General features: G+C 60.7%; 24 protein-coding genes. 4 read left to right on the top strand and 20 right to left on the bottom strand.

Features of this window, described 5'->3' with window-relative positions:
- Nucleotides 1-39: 39 nt before the first annotated feature.
- Entirely contained in the window at nucleotides 40-876 is an 837-nt protein-coding gene (locus ACTCHC_RS03530) for a DUF6473 family protein (RefSeq protein ID WP_463021075.1), read from the bottom strand.
- 161 nt (nucleotides 877-1,037) lie between these two features.
- On the opposite strand from ACTCHC_RS03530, the gene ACTCHC_RS03525 reads away from it, so the two are divergent.
- The gene (locus ACTCHC_RS03525) at nucleotides 1,038-1,913 is read left to right on the top strand and encodes a 3-hydroxybutyryl-CoA dehydrogenase (RefSeq protein WP_463021074.1); all 876 of its coding nucleotides are present in this window, start codon (nucleotides 1,038-1,040) and stop codon (nucleotides 1,911-1,913) included.
- Between the two features lie 78 nt (nucleotides 1,914-1,991).
- On the opposite strand, the gene ACTCHC_RS03520 is transcribed toward ACTCHC_RS03525, so the two are convergent.
- From ACTCHC_RS03520 to ACTCHC_RS03490, 7 genes are all read right to left on the bottom strand, one after another.
- Nucleotides 1,992-2,837, bottom strand: coding sequence for a lysophospholipid acyltransferase family protein (locus ACTCHC_RS03520; RefSeq protein WP_463021073.1), 846 nt, complete (start codon nucleotides 2,835-2,837; stop codon nucleotides 1,992-1,994).
- Between the two features lie 74 nt (nucleotides 2,838-2,911).
- Complete coding sequence (locus ACTCHC_RS03515; protein ID WP_463021072.1) at nucleotides 2,912-3,181, bottom strand: HPr family phosphocarrier protein; 270 nt, start codon at nucleotides 3,179-3,181, stop codon at nucleotides 2,912-2,914.
- Nucleotides 3,182-3,189: 8 nt separating this feature from the next.
- A complete protein-coding gene (locus ACTCHC_RS03510) occupies nucleotides 3,190-3,582 on the bottom strand; it encodes a PTS sugar transporter subunit IIA (protein ID WP_463021071.1) in 393 nt (130 codons plus the stop codon).
- Nucleotides 3,579-4,508 carry an RNase adapter RapZ gene (gene rapZ, locus ACTCHC_RS03505; RefSeq protein ID WP_463021070.1) on the bottom strand — a complete coding sequence of 310 codons (930 nt, stop codon included), beginning with the start codon at nucleotides 4,506-4,508 and terminating at the stop codon, nucleotides 3,579-3,581. Before rapZ ends, ACTCHC_RS03510 begins: the two co-directional genes overlap by 4 nt.
- A complete protein-coding gene (locus ACTCHC_RS03500) occupies nucleotides 4,505-4,933 on the bottom strand; it encodes an HPr kinase/phosphorylase (protein WP_463021069.1) in 429 nt (142 codons plus the stop codon). Before ACTCHC_RS03500 ends, rapZ begins: the two co-directional genes overlap by 4 nt.
- A 23-nt stretch (nucleotides 4,934-4,956) precedes the next feature.
- Nucleotides 4,957-6,657, bottom strand: coding sequence for a sensor N-terminal transmembrane domain-containing protein (locus ACTCHC_RS03495; RefSeq protein WP_463021068.1), 1,701 nt, complete (start codon nucleotides 6,655-6,657; stop codon nucleotides 4,957-4,959).
- 32 nt (nucleotides 6,658-6,689) lie between these two features.
- Nucleotides 6,690-7,391, bottom strand: a complete 702-nt coding sequence (locus ACTCHC_RS03490; protein WP_463021067.1) for a response regulator transcription factor — start codon at nucleotides 7,389-7,391, stop codon at nucleotides 6,690-6,692.
- Nucleotides 7,392-7,739: 348 nt separating this feature from the next.
- On the opposite strand from ACTCHC_RS03490, the gene ACTCHC_RS03485 reads away from it, so the two are divergent.
- Both ACTCHC_RS03485 and ACTCHC_RS03480 read left to right on the top strand, forming a co-directional pair.
- Complete coding sequence (locus ACTCHC_RS03485) at nucleotides 7,740-9,338, top strand: phosphoenolpyruvate carboxykinase (protein ID WP_463021066.1); 1,599 nt, start codon at nucleotides 7,740-7,742, stop codon at nucleotides 9,336-9,338.
- A gap of 194 nt (nucleotides 9,339-9,532) precedes the next feature.
- Nucleotides 9,533-11,212, top strand: a complete 1,680-nt coding sequence (locus tag ACTCHC_RS03480; RefSeq protein WP_463021065.1) for an acyl-CoA dehydrogenase family protein — start codon at nucleotides 9,533-9,535, stop codon at nucleotides 11,210-11,212.
- Between the two features lie 78 nt (nucleotides 11,213-11,290).
- Here the strand turns inward: ACTCHC_RS03480 and ACTCHC_RS03475 are convergent, their stop codons facing one another.
- From ACTCHC_RS03475 to folK, 12 genes are all read right to left on the bottom strand, one after another.
- Complete coding sequence (locus ACTCHC_RS03475; RefSeq protein ID WP_463021064.1) at nucleotides 11,291-11,956, bottom strand: DNA-3-methyladenine glycosylase I; 666 nt, start codon at nucleotides 11,954-11,956, stop codon at nucleotides 11,291-11,293.
- Nucleotides 11,953-12,681: a DNA repair protein RecO gene (gene recO, locus ACTCHC_RS03470; protein WP_463021063.1), complete on the bottom strand. Its 729-nt coding sequence runs from the start codon at nucleotides 12,679-12,681 to the stop codon at nucleotides 11,953-11,955. The genes ACTCHC_RS03475 and recO overlap by 4 nt, the downstream gene beginning before the upstream one ends.
- Before the next feature lie 49 nt (nucleotides 12,682-12,730).
- Nucleotides 12,731-13,060: a DUF1491 family protein gene (locus tag ACTCHC_RS03465; RefSeq protein WP_463021062.1), complete on the bottom strand. Its 330-nt coding sequence runs from the start codon at nucleotides 13,058-13,060 to the stop codon at nucleotides 12,731-12,733.
- Nucleotides 13,057-13,971 (bottom strand): GTPase Era, encoded by a 915-nt coding sequence (gene era, locus ACTCHC_RS03460; protein WP_463021061.1) that lies wholly within the window; start codon nucleotides 13,969-13,971, stop codon nucleotides 13,057-13,059. Before era ends, ACTCHC_RS03465 begins: the two co-directional genes overlap by 4 nt.
- Nucleotides 13,964-14,653, bottom strand: coding sequence for a ribonuclease III (gene rnc, locus ACTCHC_RS03455; RefSeq protein WP_463021060.1), 690 nt, complete (start codon nucleotides 14,651-14,653; stop codon nucleotides 13,964-13,966). Before rnc ends, era begins: the two co-directional genes overlap by 8 nt.
- Nucleotides 14,650-15,438, bottom strand: coding sequence for a signal peptidase I (gene lepB, locus ACTCHC_RS03450; protein WP_463021059.1), 789 nt, complete (start codon nucleotides 15,436-15,438; stop codon nucleotides 14,650-14,652). Before lepB ends, rnc begins: the two co-directional genes overlap by 4 nt.
- A gap of 59 nt (nucleotides 15,439-15,497) precedes the next feature.
- On the bottom strand, nucleotides 15,498-15,899 hold the full coding sequence (gene acpS / locus ACTCHC_RS03445; protein ID WP_463021058.1) for a holo-ACP synthase: 402 nt from the start codon (nucleotides 15,897-15,899) through the stop codon (nucleotides 15,498-15,500).
- Nucleotides 15,896-16,660, bottom strand: a complete 765-nt coding sequence (locus tag ACTCHC_RS03440; protein WP_463021057.1) for a pyridoxine 5'-phosphate synthase — start codon at nucleotides 16,658-16,660, stop codon at nucleotides 15,896-15,898. Before ACTCHC_RS03440 ends, acpS begins: the two co-directional genes overlap by 4 nt.
- Nucleotides 16,661-16,684: 24 nt before the next feature.
- Nucleotides 16,685-17,287, bottom strand: coding sequence for a DUF2062 domain-containing protein (locus ACTCHC_RS03435; protein WP_463021056.1), 603 nt, complete (start codon nucleotides 17,285-17,287; stop codon nucleotides 16,685-16,687).
- A gap of 67 nt (nucleotides 17,288-17,354) precedes the next feature.
- Nucleotides 17,355-19,481, bottom strand: a complete 2,127-nt coding sequence (locus tag ACTCHC_RS03430) for a RelA/SpoT family protein (RefSeq protein WP_463021055.1) — start codon at nucleotides 19,479-19,481, stop codon at nucleotides 17,355-17,357.
- 33 nt (nucleotides 19,482-19,514) lie between these two features.
- The gene (rpoZ, locus tag ACTCHC_RS03425) at nucleotides 19,515-19,871 is read right to left on the bottom strand and encodes a DNA-directed RNA polymerase subunit omega (RefSeq protein ID WP_463021054.1); all 357 of its coding nucleotides are present in this window, start codon (nucleotides 19,869-19,871) and stop codon (nucleotides 19,515-19,517) included.
- A 74-nt stretch (nucleotides 19,872-19,945) separates the two neighbouring features.
- The gene (gene folK, locus ACTCHC_RS03420; RefSeq protein WP_463021053.1) at nucleotides 19,946-20,524 is read right to left on the bottom strand and encodes a 2-amino-4-hydroxy-6-hydroxymethyldihydropteridine diphosphokinase; all 579 of its coding nucleotides are present in this window, start codon (nucleotides 20,522-20,524) and stop codon (nucleotides 19,946-19,948) included.
- 141 nt (nucleotides 20,525-20,665) lie between these two features.
- Between folK and ACTCHC_RS03415 the strand changes: the two genes are divergently transcribed.
- Nucleotides 20,666-20,826: NYN domain-containing protein (locus ACTCHC_RS03415; protein WP_463021082.1), on the top strand; the 161-nt coding region annotated here is incomplete at its 3' end.

The following is a 20,826-nucleotide window of genomic DNA, read 5'->3' as shown; positions in this document are numbered from 1 at the left end:
CAGGCAATCACGACCGGCCCGCCCTTTGGCGGGCCGTTTTCATTCCTGGCGCCCCATCATGCGTCGCACCACTGGGGCCAGGGCGGCAGCTATTTCGGAATGTGCGGCGACATTTGGCATTTCCTGCGCCGCGGCCTGTTCCCCGGGGCCAAAAACCATGCCGGACATGCCCCGCGCCGCCGCAGCTTCGCTGATCTCGATGGTAAGCGTTTCGGCAAATAGCGGCGCGACCTCGTTGATCATCGCGCGGTCGACGAACAGGGGCTCGGGTCCCAGGCCATGCCAGGCATAGGCAGCGGCCGCTTGATGCCCGCCCAGCGCCAGCAATATCGCATCGGGGCCGACATGGCCCGCCAGGGTCCGCATGCGTGCGACCCAGGCTTCCTGCAATTCCCGCACCACCATGGCCATTTTCGGCGGCGATATCTCGTTCAACGTTCGCAGCATATGGCGCGTAAAATGAAATTCGGTAAAATCGACCTCTGGAAACAGGGCCTTCAGCAAGCCCGAGGCCCGCAGGAACCTGTCATTGCGCCGCGGATGCACGCTGTAGAACCTGTTCGATCCATTATGCGCGCCCATGACCTGCACCACCGTCAAACGGGCGCCCGCGCATATCTCGAGTATCGCCGGATCGTTCGCGAACACATCCGCTCCGGCGTTCATGCATCCCAGATTGACAACCCTTACCCCTGCCGCCTGCCCTGTCAGCGCCGGAAACGGCTGTTCGACAAATTTGCCAAAGGTCTCGGATCCGCCCAGAATGACGCAGCAATCGCCATCGGGATATTGCTTTGGTCCCCTGAAGATCAGCCGCGACCGGCCATAACGGCACGGTAAATAATTCAGGCCCCGGTCAACCGGTGTTTCGTCCATTTTCACCACCCATTTTCATACTCACCCGGGGCAAGAGTGCCGCAAGAGCCTTTACAGACCCCTAACCAAAGCATTTGAAGCAATGCGGCCTCCGGCTTGGCTCTTGCACCGAGGGCGGCGCCGGGCCTATGGTCCGGGCGACACAAAGCAGGGATATTCCGATGGACATCAAAACGGTTGGGGTGATCGGCGCAGGCCAGATGGGAAGCGGTATCGCGCAGGTCATGATGACCGCAGGCTATGAGGTTCTGCTGAATGACATCTCTCAGGACAGCCTAGACAAGGCCGTGGCGCAGATCGACGCGCTGCTTGAACGGCAGGTCAGTCGTGACCGGATGGCGGCTGCCGACAAAGCGGCGGCCATGGCCCGGCTGCACACAACGCTGACACTGTCCGATCTGGGCCCGTCCGATCTGATCATCGAGGCGGCGACCGAACGTGAAACCGTCAAGATGGCGATCTTCGAAGACCTGCGCGCCCATCTGGGCCGCGATACGATCCTGACATCGAACACCTCGTCGATCTCGATCACCCGCCTGGCCAGCCGCACCGACCGTCCCGAAAAATTCATGGGCTTTCACTTCATGAACCCGGTGCCGGTGATGCAACTGGTCGAACTGATCCGCGGCATTGCCACCGACGATGCAACCTATGACACATGCCTGAAAGTCGTCGAGAACCTGGGCAAGACCGCCGCCAGCGCCGAAGATTTCCCCGGCTTCATTGTCAACCGCATCCTGATGCCGATGATCAACGAGGCGGTCTATACCCTGTATGAGGGCGTAGGCTCGGTCCAGTCGATCGACGAATCCATGAAACTGGGCGCCAACCATCCGATGGGGCCGCTGCAACTGGCCGATTTTATCGGCCTGGATACCTGCCTGGCGATCATGAACGTGCTGCATGACGGGCTGGCGGATACCAAATACCGCCCCTGCCCGCTGCTGACAAAATATGTCGAGGCCGGCTGGCTGGGCCGCAAGACCAAGCGCGGCTTTTATGACTATCGCGGCGAGACACCTGTGCCGACCCGCTAGCCGCGCAGCGCGGTTTCATCCCGGGAAACACCCCTGCATCACCTTGGTGAAAATACTCGATCCCGCGCTTGCCGCCTGTCAGCCCTTCAGGCCCAGGGTGTGCGCGCGCAGCCAGGCCACGAATTCGCGCGGGCGTGTGGCCATCCGTTCAATCTCGTCACGCTCTATCACCGGGCCGATGACCGGCGCCTGCGGCCGGTTCAATGCGTGGACGACCTCATACAGCAACAACCCCTGCCGCAGGGTGGGCGACAGGCGCGCCGCGATCTGATAGGCCCGCGAATTCTGGCCTGGAAAGCAGATCGGCACCACCCGCGCGCCTGACCGCTGGATCATCTTTGCCGTGAATGGGTTCCACTCGGCCTCTTGCGCCTTTCCGAACATGGTTTTCGAAGTGGCGACCACGCCCGACGGAAACACCGCAATGACCCCACCCCGACGCAAATGATCCATCGCCTTGCGCCGCATTTCCAGGTTCTGTTGCAGCGCGTCCTCTTCATGCAGAAAGGGGACAGGGATCATGAACTCGTCGATTTCCTGAACACCCGTCAGCAGCGACCGCGTCAGGATCTTGTAATCGGTGCGCACACGCCCGATCAGTTCGGCCAGCACCATGCCATCCACCAGCCCGTGAGGATGGTTCGCCACGATCACCAGCGGGCCGGTTGGCGGAATATGGGCGATCTGCTCGGGGGGGGTCGTCAGCGCGATCCCCATTACATCCAGCGCCTGCTTCCAGAACGCCTGCCCATGCGGGGCGCCCAGTGCTTCGAACCGGCGAATCAGGCGCAGCAATGTCAGCTTGCCCGTCATCCATTCCATCACGCGGATCGTGTTGGCCTTCCAGGGATTCGTGAATGTATTGGCATAGGACAGCCGCCGCTTGTCATAAGGCTGTTCGACAAGCGATTTGTCACCCGGCATGGGCGGCGTTTGGGACAAACCCTTGTGCTGATGGCTACCGACCAAGGTTGCGAAGCCTCCGCTTGATCAAGGCTTCAGAACGGTTCGCCGAAGCGTTCAGCGACCAGCCGGCTCAGCGCGTCCATAAGCGGTTCGGCCTGTGGGCCGGTGGTTTCCACCTCGATAGAGGTCCCCTTGGATGCAGCCAACATCAAAAGCCCCATGATGGAGTCCCCCGACGCGCTCAGCCCATCCTTGCGCACTTCGGCGCGGGCCTCGAAATTTTCGACCGTTTCAACGAATTTCGCAGACGCCCGGGCATGCAGACCTTTTTCGTTCACGATATCAAGCCTGCGCAGCACCATTCGCTGTCTTATCCCGCCTGCACGTCGAAACTGTCGATATACTTTCGTCCGGCCATCAGGGCGCAGGTCACGGCGTCGCCCACATTCATGCGGCGGCTTTTTGCAAGCTTGATCAGCATTGGCAGATTGGCGCCATACAGTATCTTGCGGTCACTTTTGTCACAGGCCCGCAATGACAGATTGGACGGCGACCCGCCGAACATATCGGTCACGACCACAACACCGGTGCCATCGTCAACCGCATCGGCAGCGGCGCGGATTTCTTCCTGCTTGGCGCTGCGGTCATGGTCAGGTTCGATGGCGATTGCACGGATACCGTCCTGTTTGCCCACGACATGTTCAATCGCGGCAAGGTATTCCTTCGCCAATCCGCCATGCGCAACGATCACAATACCGATCACGCGGTGTTCCCCGTCATGCTGGCGGTCCCCGATCTGGCCCGCCGTTCAATTTCCCTGTGCCTTTTAGACACCCGCCACCCGTTCTTCGCAAGCGCACCGCAAAGATTTTCGACCACTGTGACAGAACGGTGTTGCCCGCCCGTGCACCCGAACGCAATCGAGAAATGCGATTTGCCCTCTTCCTGATAGGCAGGAAGCAACAGTTCGATCAGATCCAGCACTTTGTCAAAGAATGGCTGATAACGCGGATCGGCCTGAACATAGTCTGCCACGGGTGCAGACTCGCCGTTCAGCGCGCGCAGCGACGGTTCCCAATAGGGATTTCGCAAAAACCGGCAGTCGAAGACCATATCCACGCCGCTGGGCAGCCCGCGTTTGTACGAAAACGAATGCACCGAAACCGCCAGCCGCACCCCACCCTGCTGACCGAACCAATGCGCCAGTTCGCCACGCAGTTCATGCGGCGTCAATTCGGAGGTGTCGATCAGCAGATCGGCCATGTTGCGGATCGGGGCCAGCAGGTCCAGTTCGCGACTTACACCTTCAACGGGGCTTTCGGCCGGGGCCATGGGATGGCGTCGCCGGGTTTCTGAAAAGCGCCGCAGCAATACCTCGGCCGCGCAATCAAGATACAGAAGCTCTGACTGCACCCGTGGATCAGCCCGCAGATCTGTCACCAATTCCTGCAAAGCGCGGGTGCTGAAATCGCGATTACGTGTATCGACGCCCAGCGCCAGCGGCGCGGCGGGCGGCGGCCCCTCCAGCAGACGGGGGATCAACGACAGCGGCAGATTGTCGATTGCTTCGAACCCCTGATCTTCCAGCGAAGCGAGCGCAGTTGAACGCCCCGCACCTGAAGGGCCGGTCACCAGAACCATCCTGTGGCCAATCGCGCCAGGGCGCGCCGGGGGTGGCGAAACGCTCATGTAAGTCTCCCGCCCTTTAGATATTGCAAAATTGCGGCTGGGAAATGGCCCATATCCACTTTGTGAAGCAGTGTCACCGGCTGCCCAAGCAGCGTTACATCGCGCAACGGCGGCAGGCGGTGTGTTTCCACGCGGGCCATATCGACGGCCAGCACGACCGGGGCCGACGCGACAGGCTGCGCAAAAAGCAGCCCCACGCCGCGCGCCTCGATCATTCCGCGGATGGTTTCTGGGGCACGGGCGAATAACTGCCCGTCATGCAGCCACAACTGCGTGCGGTCATCCGCGACCAATGCAGCGCCGCGCGACATCAGGTCCAGCGCCAGGGCAGACTTGCCCGATCCCGACGGCCCCATGATCAGTACCGCGCGCCCGTCCAGCGCAACGCAACTGGCATGCAGGATGACCGGGTTCTTCGTGGTCACAACAGGCCCCGCTGCGACATGGGTCAGACCGGAAGGCCGACCACGAAACGGGCCCCCAGCGGTTCCGATGTGGCATCGGCATTGGTCGGGCGGATGTTTTCGGCCCAGATCACACCACCATGCGCCTCGACGATCTGCTTGGAGATCGACAGGCCCAGCCCGGAATTATTTCCGAAATGCGTGGCCGGACGGTCGGAATAAAAGCGTTTGAATACCTTGGTCAGGGCCTGTTCGGGGATACCCGGCCCGGTATCCTCGACGACGACAAGAACGCGGTTTTCACGACGACGCGCCCAGACGCGCACGGCATCGCCTTCTTCGCAAAAAGAGATCGCATTGGTGATCAGATTCACGAATACCTGCGCCAGGCGCGGCTCCAGCCCCATGACCTCGATCGGGGTGTCGGGCAGATCGGCAATGAAATCAACGCCTTTGGCCTTGGCCTCTTGTCCCAGATGCGCATTCAAGGATTGCAACAGCTTGATCAGGTCAAAGGGTTTTTCTTCCTCTTTGACCAGTTCGCTGTCCAGCCGCGACGCATTTGAGATATCACTGACCAGCCGGTCCAGCCGGCGCACGTCATGTTCGATGACCTCAAGCAGCTTCTTGCGCTGATCGTCGCGTTGGGTCAGGTGCAGCGTGCCGACAGCAGATCGCAAGGATGCCAGCGGGTTCTTGATCTCATGCGCGACATCGGCGGCAAATTGTTCATTGGCGTCGATCCGATCATAAAGCGCCGCGACCATCCCCCGCAATGCCCCGGACAGACGGCCGATTTCATCAGGCCGCGCCGTAAGATCGGGGATGCGCACCCGGCCCGGATTCATCTTGCGGGCATTCTTGTCACGGCCGATTTCCGCCGCTGCGGCCAGATCTGACAGCGGGTTGGCAATGGTGCTGGCCAGCACCATCGACAGGCCAACCGACACCAGCATCGCGATCATGAAGACCTGCAGGACCTGTTCGCGTTCTGATCGCACCAGCAGATCAATCTCGCCCGCGACAGAGCTGAGCGCAATCACACCCATAACCCGCCCCCCCGGCCCGGCGATCGGGGTCGCGACGGAAAAGATGGTGCTGCCTGCGGCATCCGTGCCGGTGCGCGACAGGGTATCGCCCGCCAATGCGTCCGGAACGATCATCTGCGACAACTGCGCCGGGGTCAGATCGGGCTGTTGCGGTTCGCCGCGGCTGACCAGGGCCGACAGACCTTCCCACACGAAATTCAGAAACCCGGTAATGACGGTCGAGCGTTCCTTGCCTGAAGCGGCCTGATCTGCGGGGCGCGTCATGCCTTGGCTTGAAACGACAAGATTTCCAGTAGCATCGAAAACGAAAACCTCGATACCGTTTACAAGGTCCAGACCGCCCAGTGTCGCGGTCGGGTCAATGCCATCGCGCGTGGCAAGGTTGACCGGACCGCCCCGCGGCATCTGGGCCTCGAACACATCGGCGATCAGTTCGGCCTGATTGATAAAGGCCTGTTCGCGCAGCCGCACCAGGCTGTCGCGGCCGGGGTTCAGATACAGCACCCCGGCAACCAGAACGATCAACCCCAACAGGTTGAATGTGATGATCTTGCGCGCCAGTGGCGAACGGTTCAGCGAAATCACGCTGCGCTTGCGTCGCCGGTCGCGAATTTCGGAATCCTCGGACTGGGTCGGCGCGACCCAGTCTTCCCCGATGACGACAAATCCGTCGGCTGATGGTTTGGTGTCGCGCAAGTCAGTCCCCTGTCCGGGCGCCGCGGGTCAAGTCATTCTTCGTTATAACGATATCCGATGCCATAAAGCGTTTCGATGGCCGAAAAGTCATCATCTGCCTGGCGCATCTTCTTGCGCAGCCGTTTGATGTGGCTGTCGATGGTGCGGTCATCCACATAGACCTGATCGTCATAGGCCACATCCATAAGCTGGTCGCGGCTTTTGACAAAGCCAGGCCGCTGGGCAAGGGCCTGCAGCAGCAGAAATTCCGTCACCGTCAGCGAAACATCCTTGCCCTTCCAGGTCACGGCATGGCGCAGCGGGTCCATCGACAATTCGCCGCGCACCATCAGCTTGCTTTCCTCGGGCGTGCCGGCCTCATCGGCGATGATCGCTTCCTGCCGGCGCAACAGCGCGCGGATGCGTTCAACAAGCAGGCGCTGCGAGAACGGCTTTTTCACGTAATCGTCGGCCCCCATGCGCAGGCCCAGCACCTCGTCGATCTCGTCATCCTTCGATGTCAGAAAAATCACCGGCATCGTGGTCTTCTGCCGCAACCGCTGCAACAGATCCATTCCGTCCATGCGCGGCATCTTTATGTCCAGCACCGCCATGTCAGGCAGGCGCTTGTTGAAGGCATCCAGCGCGGATTGACCGTCATTATATGTTTCAACTTCAAAACCTTCGGCTTCGAGCGTCATCGAAACCGACGTCAGAATATTCCTGTCGTCGTCAACAAGTGCGATCCGTGACATGGAGTTATACCTCTGCTCTTTGTCTATTTTTTGCCACATTTTGCCAATTCGCCCCTTGGAATCAATCCCTAAACGCGAATCACCCCCTGCCGGGGCATCAGTGAACGGTAAAAAACGTTACACATTGCTAATATGCACCACTTATTGTCGCTTATCCATCATCGCGGTTGCGCTAACCTTCGCTCGGTTTGCGCTAACCTTTGACACGATCCGTCACGAAGCTGTTCCCTCGCGGAAGCCGCGTGTTATAGGGTGCCACCCGCCGACTGCGCGGGGCGGGGTCAGGCCCCTTTTACAGGCAACAGATCAATCGAACCGTCCGGGACGGACGGCGTCAGGAGCGAGCACATGACAACTGGACGGGTGAATCCTTCGCAACGGCTGGAAGATCAGGGCATCACCGGGCTTGGGCAAGTTCACTATAACCTGATTGAACCCGCACTGGTCGAAGCCGCGCTGAAGCGCAACGAAGGCACCCTGGGCAAGGGCGGCGCCTTTCTGGTGACGACGGGCGACCATACCGGCCGATCGCCCAAAGACAAATTCGTGGTGCGCACCCCGTCTGTCGAAGACAGCATCTGGTGGGAAAACAACAAGCCGATGACGCCCGAGGCGTTCGATCAGCTTTACACCGACATGCTGACCCATATGAAGGGCCGCGATTACTTCGTGCAGGATCTTTACGGCGGTGCCGATCCCGAACACCGGCTGGACGTGCGCGTCGTGACCGAACTGGCCTGGCATGGGCTGTTCATCCGCCACCTGCTGCGCCGCCCCTCGCGCGAAGAACTGAACAGCTTTACCCCCGAATTCACCATCATCAACTGTCCCGGCTTCCAGGCCGACCCGGCCAGACATGGCTGCCGCAGTGGCACGGTGATCGCGCTGAATTTCGACAAGAAGCTGATCCTGATCGGTGGCACCGAATATGCCGGCGAGAACAAGAAGTCGGTCTTCACGCTGCTGAACTATATCCTGCCCGGCAAGGGCGTGATGGCAATGCATTGCTCGGCCAACCATGCCATCGGAAACCCGGTGGATACTGCGATTTTCTTCGGACTTTCGGGCACCGGCAAAACCACGCTGTCGGCCGATCCCGCGCGCACCCTGATCGGCGTTGACGAACATGGCTGGTCGGACCGCGGCACCTTCAACTTCGAAGGCGGCTGCTATGCCAAAACCATCAACCTGTCACCCGAGGCCGAGCCGGAAATTTATGCCACCACGCATAAATTCGGTACTGTCATCGAAAACATGATCCATGATCCCGAAACCTTCGATCTGGATTTCCAGGATTCCAGCCTGACCGAAAACATGCGCTGCGCCTATCCGCTGGAATACATCTCCAACGCCTCCGAAACGGCGCTGGGCGGGCATCCGAAGAATATCATCCTGCTGACCTGCGATGCTTACGGTGTTCTGCCGCCGATCTCGCGGCTGACGCCGGCCCAGGCGATGTATCACTTCCTGTCCGGCTTTACGTCGAAAACCCCCGGAACCGAACGTGGCGTGGTCGAACCAGAGCCCACCTTCAGCACCTGCTTTGGCGCGCCCTTCATGCCGCGCCGCCCCGAGGTTTACGGCAAGCTGTTGCAGGAAAAGATCGCCAAGCATGGCGCGACCTGCTGGCTGGTCAATACCGGCTGGACCGGGGGCGCCTATGGCACCGGCAAGCGCATGCCGATCAAGGCCACCCGGGCGCTGCTGACCGCCGCGCTGGAAGGCACGCTGAACAATGTCGAATTCCGCAAGGATGTGAATTTCGGCTTCGAAGTGCCGCTGGCACTGGCCGGCGTGGATTCAACACTGCTGGACCCGCGTCAGACCTGGGCCGACAAAGCCGCCTATGACGCCCAGGCCAAGAAGCTGGTCAACATGTTCGCCGCGAATTTCGCGCAATATGTTCCCTTCATAGACGAAGACGTAAAAGCCGCCGCAATCGGCTGATCGCGACCATCCGAAATAAAAAGGCGCGCTTTTCATCCAAAAGCGCGCCTTTTTTCTTTTCGCCGCTATATACGGCATAGCGCGAAATCCTTCGCGTTATAATGCTTCAAAATGGAGCGGGATGGCGGCTTATTATTGCGCTGCACCTGCAAAAACCCTATGCCCAGCGAAACCGATCTGTAAGGAGCCGATTCATGCCCCACGATGGACATCACGCCGCACCCGGTGCCGTTCTGCCAGACCTTCTGTCACTGACCGCTGCCGCTGTGCCGCTGACCCAGACGCTGCTGGAGCGCGCGACCGCCGCCCTGCGCGACACCGTGTCAAAGGATGGCAAGGTTTCGGCCGGGCTGCTTGAGGCAAACCAGCATGGCGCGCATGCCCTGTCATGGCTGTCGACCTATGTTCTGGCCCTGACGCAGATGCAGGCCTGGGCAGAGCGGCTGGAACAGGACGGCAAGTTCGGTGAAATGGAACAGCTGATCCTGCAGATTGCCTTTGGCGAGTATCTGTCGCAGATGTTGGGTGGCATCCCGATGAGCCAGAACGAAATGGCCCGTCTTTCGGATATCGGCCTGACCGGGGAAGATCAGAATATTCTGCTGCAACCCGCAGTGACGACATTGCGCAACTCGGGCAACAGCACCACTGCCCGGATGCGCCTTGTGGCATTGATGCAGGACAATCATGGCCATGCGACCTTTGGCGCCAGCGGCCTGGATGAAGATCTGGAAATGATCCGCGCCCAGTTCCACCGTTTTGCCGATGAAAAGGTCGCCCCTTTCGCCCATGAATGGCACCTGAACGACGACTATATCCCCATGGAAATCCTGCATGAACTGGGTGAAATGGGCGTGTTCGGGCTGACCATCCCCGAAGAATTCGGCGGGCTGGGCCTGTCGAAGGCATCCATGGTGGTCGTGTCCGAAGAATTGTCGCGCGGTTATATCGGGGTGGGCAGCCTTGGCACGCGGTCCGAGATTGCGGCCGAACTGATCCTGTGCGGCGGCACCGATGCGCAAAAGGCGCATTGGCTGCCGAAAATCGCCAGTGCGGAAATTCTGCCCACGGCCGTGTTCACCGAACCCAATACCGGCTCCGATCTGGGCAGCCTGCGCACCCGCGCCGTGAAAGAGGGTGACGATTACATCATCACCGGCAACAAGACCTGGATCACCCATGCCGCGCGCACCCATGTGATGACACTGCTGGCCCGCACCGATCCGGCCACCAGCAATTACAGCGGTCTGTCGATGTTTCTGGCCGAAAAGACGCCGGGCACCGAGGATGACCCCTTCCCCACCCCCGGCATGACCGGCGGCGAGATCGAGGTGCTGGGCTATCGCGGCATGAAGGAATTCGAGCTGGGCTTTGACGGGTTCAAGGTCAAGGGCGAGAACCTGCTGGGCGGGGTCGAGGGCCAGGGGTTCAAGCAGCTGATGCAGACGTTCGAATCCGCGCGCATCCAGACCGCCGCCCGTGCCGTGGGCGTGGCCCAGAACGCGCTGGAGGTCGGTATGCAATATGCGATCGACCGCAAGCAGTTCGGCAAATCGCTGATCGCCTTCCCGCGCGTCGGCGGCAAGCTGGCGATGATGGCGGTCGAGATCATGGTGGCGCGCCAGCTCACCTATTTCAGCGCCTGGCAGAAAGACCACGACAAGCGTTGCGACCTTGAGGCCGGCATGGCCAAGCTGCTGGGCGCGCGCGTTGCCTGGGCCTGCGCCGATAATGCGCTGCAGATCCACGGCGGCAACGGTTTCGCGCTGGAATATCAGATCAGCCGCATCCTGTGCGACGCGCGCATCCTGAACATCTTTGAAGGCGCCGCCGAAATTCAGGCGCAGGTCATCGCGCGGCGTCTGCTGGACTAAGTTTAGGGCGAGGGGCTGTCTGCCCCTCGCGCTCCCCGAGAGTATTTTTCCAAGGTGATGAAGCTGTGCCTTGTCGGATCAGTCCGGCACGGCGGCCGCCAGCGTCCTGCTGATGCGTGCATAGCTCTCGCCGCTTTCAGATGCCCAGTCATTGAACGCCGCCTGAACCTTGCGCTGTGCGGCCTTCGATGTCGCAGGACCGTCGATCACACCCGCCATGTTCAGCCCGGCCACCACAGAGGGGGTCAGGATGAAGGCATCATAGCCCAGTGCCCGCAGGGCATATTGCCCCGTGGCACCACCCAAGCGCGATCCGCGGCTTTTCAGCAGATCGAACAGGCCCACAGTGTCGGTAACCGGCCAACGGGCGAAAAACTGTGCAGCCGCCCCATGTTCGCGCGCCAGATCGGACAGGAATATCGCATTATCACGCACCGCCAGAATTTTCTGTGCATTGCGTACGATCCCCTTGTCGGCCAGCAACCGGTCCAGATCATCGTCAGACATCATCGCATTTCGGCCGATTTCAAAGCCATGAAAGGCAGTTTCAAAGCCGGGCCATTTTACGTCGATCACCTTCCAGCTGAAGCCGGCGTGAAAGATACCGCGTGTGAATTGGGCCAGAATGCGGTCATCTGACAAGTCGCAGAGCGGCACCGCAGGCGGCATCGGCATTACCGCCTCCAACTCGTCTGTCCCTTTGCGGGCCAGCGCCATTTCCCTGATCTCGGCAAAACGTTTCATGGCGCCCCCTTTTGCAACCGGTCAATCAGCCGCCCGCGCGCGACGGGCAAAGGCCGGTCGCCCAGCGCAGGCGCCAGCCATTGTTCCAAGAAATGTCCTGTTACACGCAATCCGTCCAATATATTCGCACGCGCGCCGTCGCCCTGCCCCAGCAATTCAGGCGGCAGCGGCAGCAACCGGTCAGCCCAGTTCCCCGCGGCCCCCATACTGACAGCGCGGCCCGATTTTGGCGAGACATAGGCCAGGCCCTCAATCCCACCGGTCACTGCGCAGCGTGCCAGATCCAGGCCAAAGCCCATTTCCTGCAACAGCGCCAGTTCCCAGCGCAGATAGGCCAATGGCCACAGAGGGTTCACCCCCAGCATATCCAGCAGCGCCAGACTGTGCGCATACAGCGCCGGATGCGCCTCGCACTCGGGCAGGGCGAAGCCCAATAATGCGGTCACCGCATTCAACCCGGCCAGCGCATCGCGATCATCCATCACCTGTGCGGCCCGAGATCGCAGCGGCTCTAGCGTGAAGGTGCCGATGTGATCTTCAAGGCGGGCGCGCCAGACAATGTCCAACTGGGCACCGGGCTGCAGAACCGGTGCCATCCGGCGACCGGTTGCGCCACGCACTACCCCGCAGTGATAACCATGGCCCGCGGTAAAAACCTCGACAATCGCCGAGGTTTCACCATGCCGACGCAGGTTCAGCACTATCCCTTCGTCGCGCCATTCCATGCCATGCCCCATCTTCTTGGCGAAAATACTCTCGCCGAAGGCATAAAAGTCATGAAAGCCCCGGCTCGTCCAGCAAATGCCGCCCCTGACGGTCTTCGACCTCGATCACCCACAAATCGCGGTCGAATCCGCGCTGGCGCGCGATCGAGGCGTCTACATCGCTCTCTTCGCCGTCGGCCAGCGTAACCCAGACCCTTTCCCCCGTCATCAGGTCAAATGATCGCTGAAACGCCCGCGCCTGCCCGTCCAGTGTGTTCAGCTTGACCAGAACCGAGCCGGCCGTGTCATCGCCATGCGCCGTTACGAAAGCCGGGATTTCCGCCAGTCGCAGGCGGGTCAGATAGGCCTGCACCCAGAATTCGGCCGTCAGTCGCGTCATGAATTGCCGTCTTTGAAATCCAGCCCGATTTCTGAGTACCGTTCAGCCTCTTCCTGCCAGTCGGGGCGCACTTTGACCTGAAGAAACAGATGCACGGGACGCCCCAGAAATTCTGAAATCTCGGCGCGGGCAGCCTGGCTGATGGCCTTGATCGTTTCGCCCTTATGACCCAGCACAATACCCTTGTGGCCGTCGCGCATCACATAGATCAGCTGATCTATGCGGGTCGATCCGTCGGGGCGATCTTCCCACTTCTCGGTTTCCACCGTCATTTCATACGGCAATTCCTGATGCAGGCGCAGCGTCAGCTTTTCGCGTGTGGTTTCCGCCGCGATCATCCGCAGCGGCAGATCGGCGATCTGGTCTTCGGGATACAGCCAAGGTCCGAGCGGCAGGCTTTCGGCCAGCCATTTGCGCAAATGATCAACACCGTGGCCGCGTTCCGCCGAAATCATGAAGGTTTCGGCAAAGGGATAGGCCTGGTTCAGTTTCGCCGACAGCGCCAGCAGGGTTTCCGCCTTGACGCGGTCGATCTTGTTGATGGCCAGCGCAACGATCTGCCCGTCATTGATGCGTTCGTGCAAGGCCTGCAAGATGGCCTCGACGCCGTCGGTCAGGCCACGGGTCGCCTCTACCATCAGAATGATGATATCGGCATCGGCCGCCCCGCCCCAGGCCGCGGCCACCATGGCGCGGTCCAGGCGACGGCGCGGACGGAACAGGCCGGGCGTGTCGACAAACACGATCTGGGCGTCGCCTTGCATCGCCACGCCACGGATACGGGCGCGCGTCGTCTGAACCTTGTGGGTCACGATCGACACCTTTGCGCCAACCATCCGGTTCAGCAGGGTGGACTTGCCGGCATTTGGTTCACCGATCAGGGCAACGAAGCCCGCGCGTGTTTCAGCCATTCTTGGCCTCCAGTTCCTGCAACAATGCTGCCGCAGCGGCCATTTCGGCCTGGCGTTTCGATCCGGCGCTGGCATGGGCCTGCATGCCGTTGTTCAATTGTGCGGCGATGGTGAATACCGGCGCATGATCAGGGCCTTCGCGCCCAACCAGCACATAACGCGGCGGGGTTTGCCCCCGCGCCTGCGCCCATTCCTGCAATGCTGTCTTTGAGTCGCGGGCATCGTCCTCGACGGCGTTGATCCTATCCCCCCACAGCCGCAGGATAAGCGCCTGCGCCGCGTCAAAGCCGCCATCCAGATACACAGCGGCGATAATCGCTTCCATCCCATCGCCCAGCAGCGCCTCTTTACGTCGCCCACCCGACATCATTTCCGAGCGGCCCAGCTTCAGCACCGCGCCAAGATCAATCTGACGGGCGACATCGGCACAGGTTTCCTTGCGCACCAATGCGTTGAAACGCGGTGCCAGTTGGCCTTCGCTGGCCTCGCGGTCGGCGGAAAGCAATGCCTCGGCCAGAACCAGCCCCAGAACACGGTCACCCAGAAACTCCAGCCGCTGATTGTCGGGCCGCATGGCCGTGGAGAGCGAAGAATGCGTCACCGCGCGCACCAGCAGCTCGGGGCGCGAAAACGCGTATCCAAGCCGCGCGCAGAATGCGTTCAACTCGGCCGACAGCTTCACCTGATCGCCTTGAAAAACCGGTCCGGGCGCCATGTCCAGACAAAGAACAGCGACCGTCCCGCTGCCGAGAACATCACCCGATCCGCGCGCCCGATCAGATATTCGGCCGGCACGAAACCGACGCCACCGCTGACAAGCGGATAGCGGCTGTCTTCGGAATTGTCGCGGTTGTCGCCCATAAAGAAATACTGACCTTCAGGCACGGTGAAGACCTTGGTGTTATCGCCAAAGCCTCCGTCCTGTATGTTCAGGATATTATGGCTCACCCCGTTTGGCAGGGTCTCGATCTGCCGTGGCTTTTCGCATGTGCCGCCTTCACCCACAGGCGCGTTATGGCAGCGCGGATAGTTGCCACTGGGCCCCTGCTTTTCGAATGTTTCGGTAAAATTCCCGGCCGGTTCCAGCTTGACGGGTGTGCCGTTGATGTTGAGCACGCCGTTGATCATTTGGATTCTGTCGCCGGGCATCCCGATCAGCCGCTTGATGAAATCCGCGCCATTGGCTGGGTGGCGGAACACCACGACATCGCCGCGCTCGGGGTCGCGGGCCAGGATACGCCCGTCAAAGGGGCAAAGCCCGAAAGGGCAGGAATAGCGCGAATAGCCATAGGCCATCTTGTTGACGAACAGGAAATCGCCGATCAGCAACGTATCCTTCATCGAGCCGGAGGGAATCCAGAATGGCTGAAAGAACAGCGTGCGAAAGACACCCGCGATCAGCAGCGCATAGACAATGGTCTTGATCGTTTCGACGATACCGCCATCGTCCTTGGTCTTGGTCGTCATGCTCTGCCCTTGCCCCTGGTGGTTTTGTCCCCGCTACATGAGCGGGCACAAGGCCCGAGTCAAGCCACGGGGCGCGCCTCGATCACCACAAAGGCCTGTGCCCAGGGGTGATCGTCAGTCAGGGTGACGTGGATGATGGCCTCATGCCCTGGCGGGGTCATCTGGGCCAGGCGCTCGGCCGCCCATCCCGTGACCTGCATCACCGGTTGCCCGGTCCGCAGATTGGAAACAGCCATGTCCTTCCACGAAATCCCCATCCGCAGGCCTGTACCCAGCGCCTTGGAACAGGCCTCTTTCGCGGCCCAACGCTTGGCATAGGTGCCGGCGGTATCGGCGCGCCGTTCTGCCTTGGCCTGTTCGACAGGCGTGAAGACGCGGTTGCGAAACCGGTCACCGTGGCGATCCAGCGTGCGCTGGATGCGGTCGATATTGGCCAGGTCGGTGCCGATGCCCAGGATCATGCGCGGGCCGCATCCATCAGCCGCCGCATTTCCGCGATCGCTGCGCCAAGCCCGGTAAAGATCGCCTCGCCCACCAGAAAATGGCCGATGTTCAACTCCATCACCTGCGGCAGCGCCGCAACCGGGGCGACGGTGTCATAGGTCAGGCCGTGGCCCGCGTGAACCTCCAGCCCCAGCGAATGGGCAAAGGCGGCCATGTCGCGCAGACGGCCCAGTTCGGCGTCGCGTTCGTCAAATCGGCCTTCGGCATGCGCGTCGCAATAGGCGCCGGTATGCAGCTCGATCACCTCGGCCCCGATACGATGCGCGGCTTCGATCTGGCGCGGATCGGCGGCGATGAAGATCGACACGCGGCATCCCGCATCCCGCAGGGGTGCTATGAAATGGGCCAGCCGGTTTTCTTCGCGGGCGACCTCCAACCCGCCTTCGGTCGTGCGTTCCTCACGTTTTTCGGGCACCAGACAGACCGCATGGGGGCGATGGCGCAGGGCAATTTTCTGCATCTCATCCGTTGCGGCCATTTCGAAGTTCAGCGGCAGGCTGAGCGTATCCATCAGCCGTTCAATATCATGGTCGGAAATGTGACGGCGATCTTCGCGCAGATGCGCGGTAATACCATCCGCACCCGATTGCTGAGCCAGCAGTGCCGCCCGCACCGGATCTGGCCATTCGCCCCCCCGGGCGTTGCGCACAGTGGCCACGTGGTCGATATTCACCCCCAGCCGCAAATGGCCCAGCGGCGCCGGAACATGGTTCGTCATCGCAACACCCTTTCTAGCCGACCGTCACGCGGGATGATCCGGCCGCAATCCGGCCTTGGCGCGGCGTTCATCCATCTTCTTTTTCAGCCGGGTGCGGCGGTGCTTCTGATAGACATCAACGACCGGCACGCTGAGATAATAGCAGATCGTCGCAGCGATCAGCCCTGGAATGATACCGCCGACAAGATAGGGCAGGAAGACTTCGTAGAAGAATTTTACCAGATTGGTCCAATCGGCCTGCGCCGAGGTGAACAGCGCGATGAAATTGTCCAGCAGATCATGTGCCGCGCCCAGGAACTTGCTGAACAAGGACTGGTTCACATCTTCGTCGAATCGCGTGCCCAGAATGAAGTGCCCTGTCTTCAGGCAAATGGCGCCGATGGGAATATAGGTCAGCGGGTTGCCAAAGAATGTGCCCGCCAAGGCCGCCAGAAGGTTGCCGTTCATCGGTTTGGCAATGGCTGCCGCGACAAGAAAGTGAATGCCATAGAAGGGCGTGAAGGCAGCAAAGACCCCTGCCCCGATCCCGCGCGCGATGCGGTGCGGGCTGTCGGGCAGGCGGCGCACCCTATGACGCATATAGCGGAATGCACGTGCCCAGCCGCCGCGCGGATAGACCAACGCCATCGCGGTATGAACCAGGGGCCGTTTGTCTCTGCGCTTGAATACCAAGCCGTGCTTCCTTCGGTCAGCGTCAGGGTTTGCGGGACGGATCCCGATACCGTTCTATCTCGGCAACGTCGGTTTCGGCTTCAAGGGCCGTCATGACCGTATGCAGATGTTCTGCATCACGCAGGTCAACTTCGATCAGAAGACGGTAAAAATCGGGCTTTCTGTCGGCAAAGTGCATATCCGAGATATTGGCCTTCTGTTCGCCGATCAAAGTGCAGATGCGACCCAGAACACCGGCATCGTTTCGTATCGTTATATTTAGCGTCACGGTATTGGTGGGCGGGTGCTTGCCCGAATGCCAGTGCAGATCAACCCAGCGCTCGGGCTGATCCTCCATTTCGGCCAGGGCCGGGCAGTCGATCGCATGCACGACAACCCCCCGCCCACGATAGGTGATCCCGACAATCCGTTCGCCCGGCACCGGCTGGCAGCACAGCGCGCGGGTGAAATTCTGCCCCGGCGACAGGCCGACAACCGCACGACCGGCATCCACTTCATCGCCTGTCGGACGGGTCAGATCGGGATAAAGCGTGTCGATGACCTCTTGCACCCGCAATTCGGCGCTGCCGATGCGGGCCAGCACCTCTTTGGCGTCTTCCAGGCCCATTGTTTTCGCGGCTGTGCGCAATGCCTTGTCGGTGGCCTTCTTTCCGACATTCTCGAACCCGACACGCGCCAGTTCGCGGCCCAGTTTCACGAACCGTTCGCGATTTTCCTCGCGCAGGGATTTGCGGATGGCAGCCTTGGCGCGGCCCGTGACCACGATATCGGTCCAGGTGGCCTGCGGGCGTTGTCCCGCAGCCGTGATGATTTCAACCGACTGGCCGTTTTTCAGCCGGGTCCACAGCGGCACGCGAATATGGTCCACCTTGGCGCCAACGCAGCTTTCGCCGATACTGGTATGGATGGCATAGGCAAAATCCAGCGGCGTGGCCCCTTTTGGCAGTTTCACTACATCCCCTTTGGGCGTGAAGCAGAATACCTGGTCGGCATACATCTCAAGTTTGACGTTTTCGAGAAACTCGTCGTGATCCTCTGCGCTGCCAAAACTTTCGGTCAGGGCGGCCAGCCATTTGGCAGGATCGACGGCAAAGGGGTTCTGCGCCCGCACGCCGTCGCGATAGGACCAATGGGCAGCCACCCCGGCCTCGGCGACCTCATGCATCTGACGGGTGCGGATCTGCACCTCGACCCGCTTGCCGTCGCGCCCCGAAACGGTGGTGTGAATCGAGCGGTATCCATTCGTCTTGGGCTGGCTGATATAATCCTTGAACCGGCCCGGCACGGCGCGCCAGCGGTGATGGATCGCGCCCAGCACCCGGTAACAGTCGGGCTCGTTCCGGGTGATGATCCGAAAACCATAGATATCGGACAGGCGCGAAAACCCCTGCCCCTTTTCCTGCATCTTGCGCCAGATCGCATAGGGCTTTTTCGCCCGCCCGAACACATCGGCCTCGATCCCGGCCTTGTCCAGTTCGACACCGATATCGACGGTGATCTTGTGAACGACGTCCCCGGTTTCCTTTTGCAAGGTGATGAACCGGCGGATGATGGAATTGCGCCCTTCGGGGTTCAGCACGCGAAAGGCCAGATCCTCCAGTTCCTCGCGCATCCATTGCATCCCCATGCGTCCGGCCAGCGGCGCATAGATATCCATGGTCTCGCGGGCCTTCTGGGCCTGCTTTTCGGGGCGCATCGACTTGATCGTGCGCATGTTGTGCAAACGGTCAGCCAATTTGACAAGGATCACCCGCAGATCCTTGGACATCGCCATGAACAGCTTGCGAAAGTTTTCGGCCTGCTTGGTCTCGGTTGAGGACAGCTGAAGATTTGTCAGCTTGGTGACGCCATCGACCAGTTCAGCCACCTCTGCGCCGAACATGGCCGTGATTTCATCATAGGTGGATTTGGTATCTTCGATCGTATCATGCAGCAACGCGGTGATGATTGTGGAATCGTCCAGCCGCATTTCCGTCAGAATGGCGGCGACGGCAACGGGATGGGTGAAATAGGGCTCGCCCGATTGGCGCAGCTGACCTTCATGCATGGCCTCGCCATACGCATAGGCCTTGCGGATCAGTGGCTCGTTGGTCTTGGGGTTATAGTTGCGGACCAGCGAGATCAGGTCTTCGACATCGATCTTCGGCATTCGGTCCGCATCCTGTCCGGGGCGGTTCAGGCCCTAGCGCTGCCCCTGTGCTTCCATCAGTTGGCGCAGCAGTTTCTCTTCCGACATATCGTCATCCGACGGCCGGTCGGCCTCGCCCCCGCCCATCAACAGCGCCATGGAATCTTCTTCCGGCTCGTCGATCTCGATCTGGGTCTGATGGCTTTCGATCATCCGCTCGCGCAAATTATTGGCAGACTGGGTTTCGTCGGCGATTTCGCGCAAAGCCACGACCGGGTTCTTGTCCTTGTCGCGTTCAACTGTGATCGGGCTGCCAGAGGCGATCTCGCGCGCGCGGTGCGCGGCCAGCATCACCAGTTCAAACCGGTTGGGAACTTTGTCAACGCAATCTTCGACCGTCACGCGGGCCATATGCTGCTCCAGTTCGGGTGGGGGGCAATAGGCGGCCTATGTAATGGCAGGCTTTGGCCTTGACAAGCGCTGAATCACGCGATGATCGGGACCACCTGTTCGCGGTCGGCTGCGGGCAGGGCCGCAAGCATTTCAAGCGTGGTCAGGCCAAGCAAGGGGTGACGCCAGTCGGGGGCGACATCGGCCAGCGGAACCAGCACGAAAGCGCGGTCTTGCAGGCGGGGATGGGGCAGGATCAGGCGGTCGGGTGCCGTGCTGGCTTGCGTTGCGGCATCAAGGCTGCGCCAGCGGGTCTGGGTTTCGGCATCGGGCATGACAGCGTCGCCGAAGGCCACAAGATCAAGATCAAGCGTGCGCATGCCCCAGCGCTGTTCGCGCTGGCGTCCGAAATCGTGTTCGATGCGGTGCAGCACCGCCAGAACGCGGTCGGCGCTCCAGCCTGCGGGTGCCACCCCTGCGGCGGCGGCGTTTACATAGTCGGGACCGGCACCTGCCGGAAAGCAGGGCGTGGCATAAAACCGGCTGAAATCCAGTGCAAGGCCGTGCGACACCAGCGCCTGCGCGGCCAATCGCAGGGTTGCGAGCGCCGTTTGCCCGCCGATCGGCAAATTTGCGCCCAATGCAACCAAAAGGCGACCTGTTCTGTTATCCATAACGCCTATGCTTTCGTATATCTTGCCTTGTCTGGCAGGCTTGCTGACTGCTATCGCTGTAAAAAACACACGCGCTTTTTGATCTGATGACCGCTGTCTGACGATATCGAATTGTTCGACCGCTTTTGAGAGGAAACTGAGATGTTTTACAAGGACGAACGGCTTGCCCTGTTCATAGACGGCTCGAACCTCTACGCAGCGGCCAAGTCGCTGGGGTTCGATATCGATTACAAGCTTTTGCGCCAGGAATTCATGCGGCGCGGCAAGCTGTTGCGCGCGTTCTACTATACCGCGCTGCTGGA

Source organism: Actibacterium sp. (genome assembly GCF_055134745.1).
This window is presented reverse-complemented; position numbering and strand designations above follow the sequence as displayed.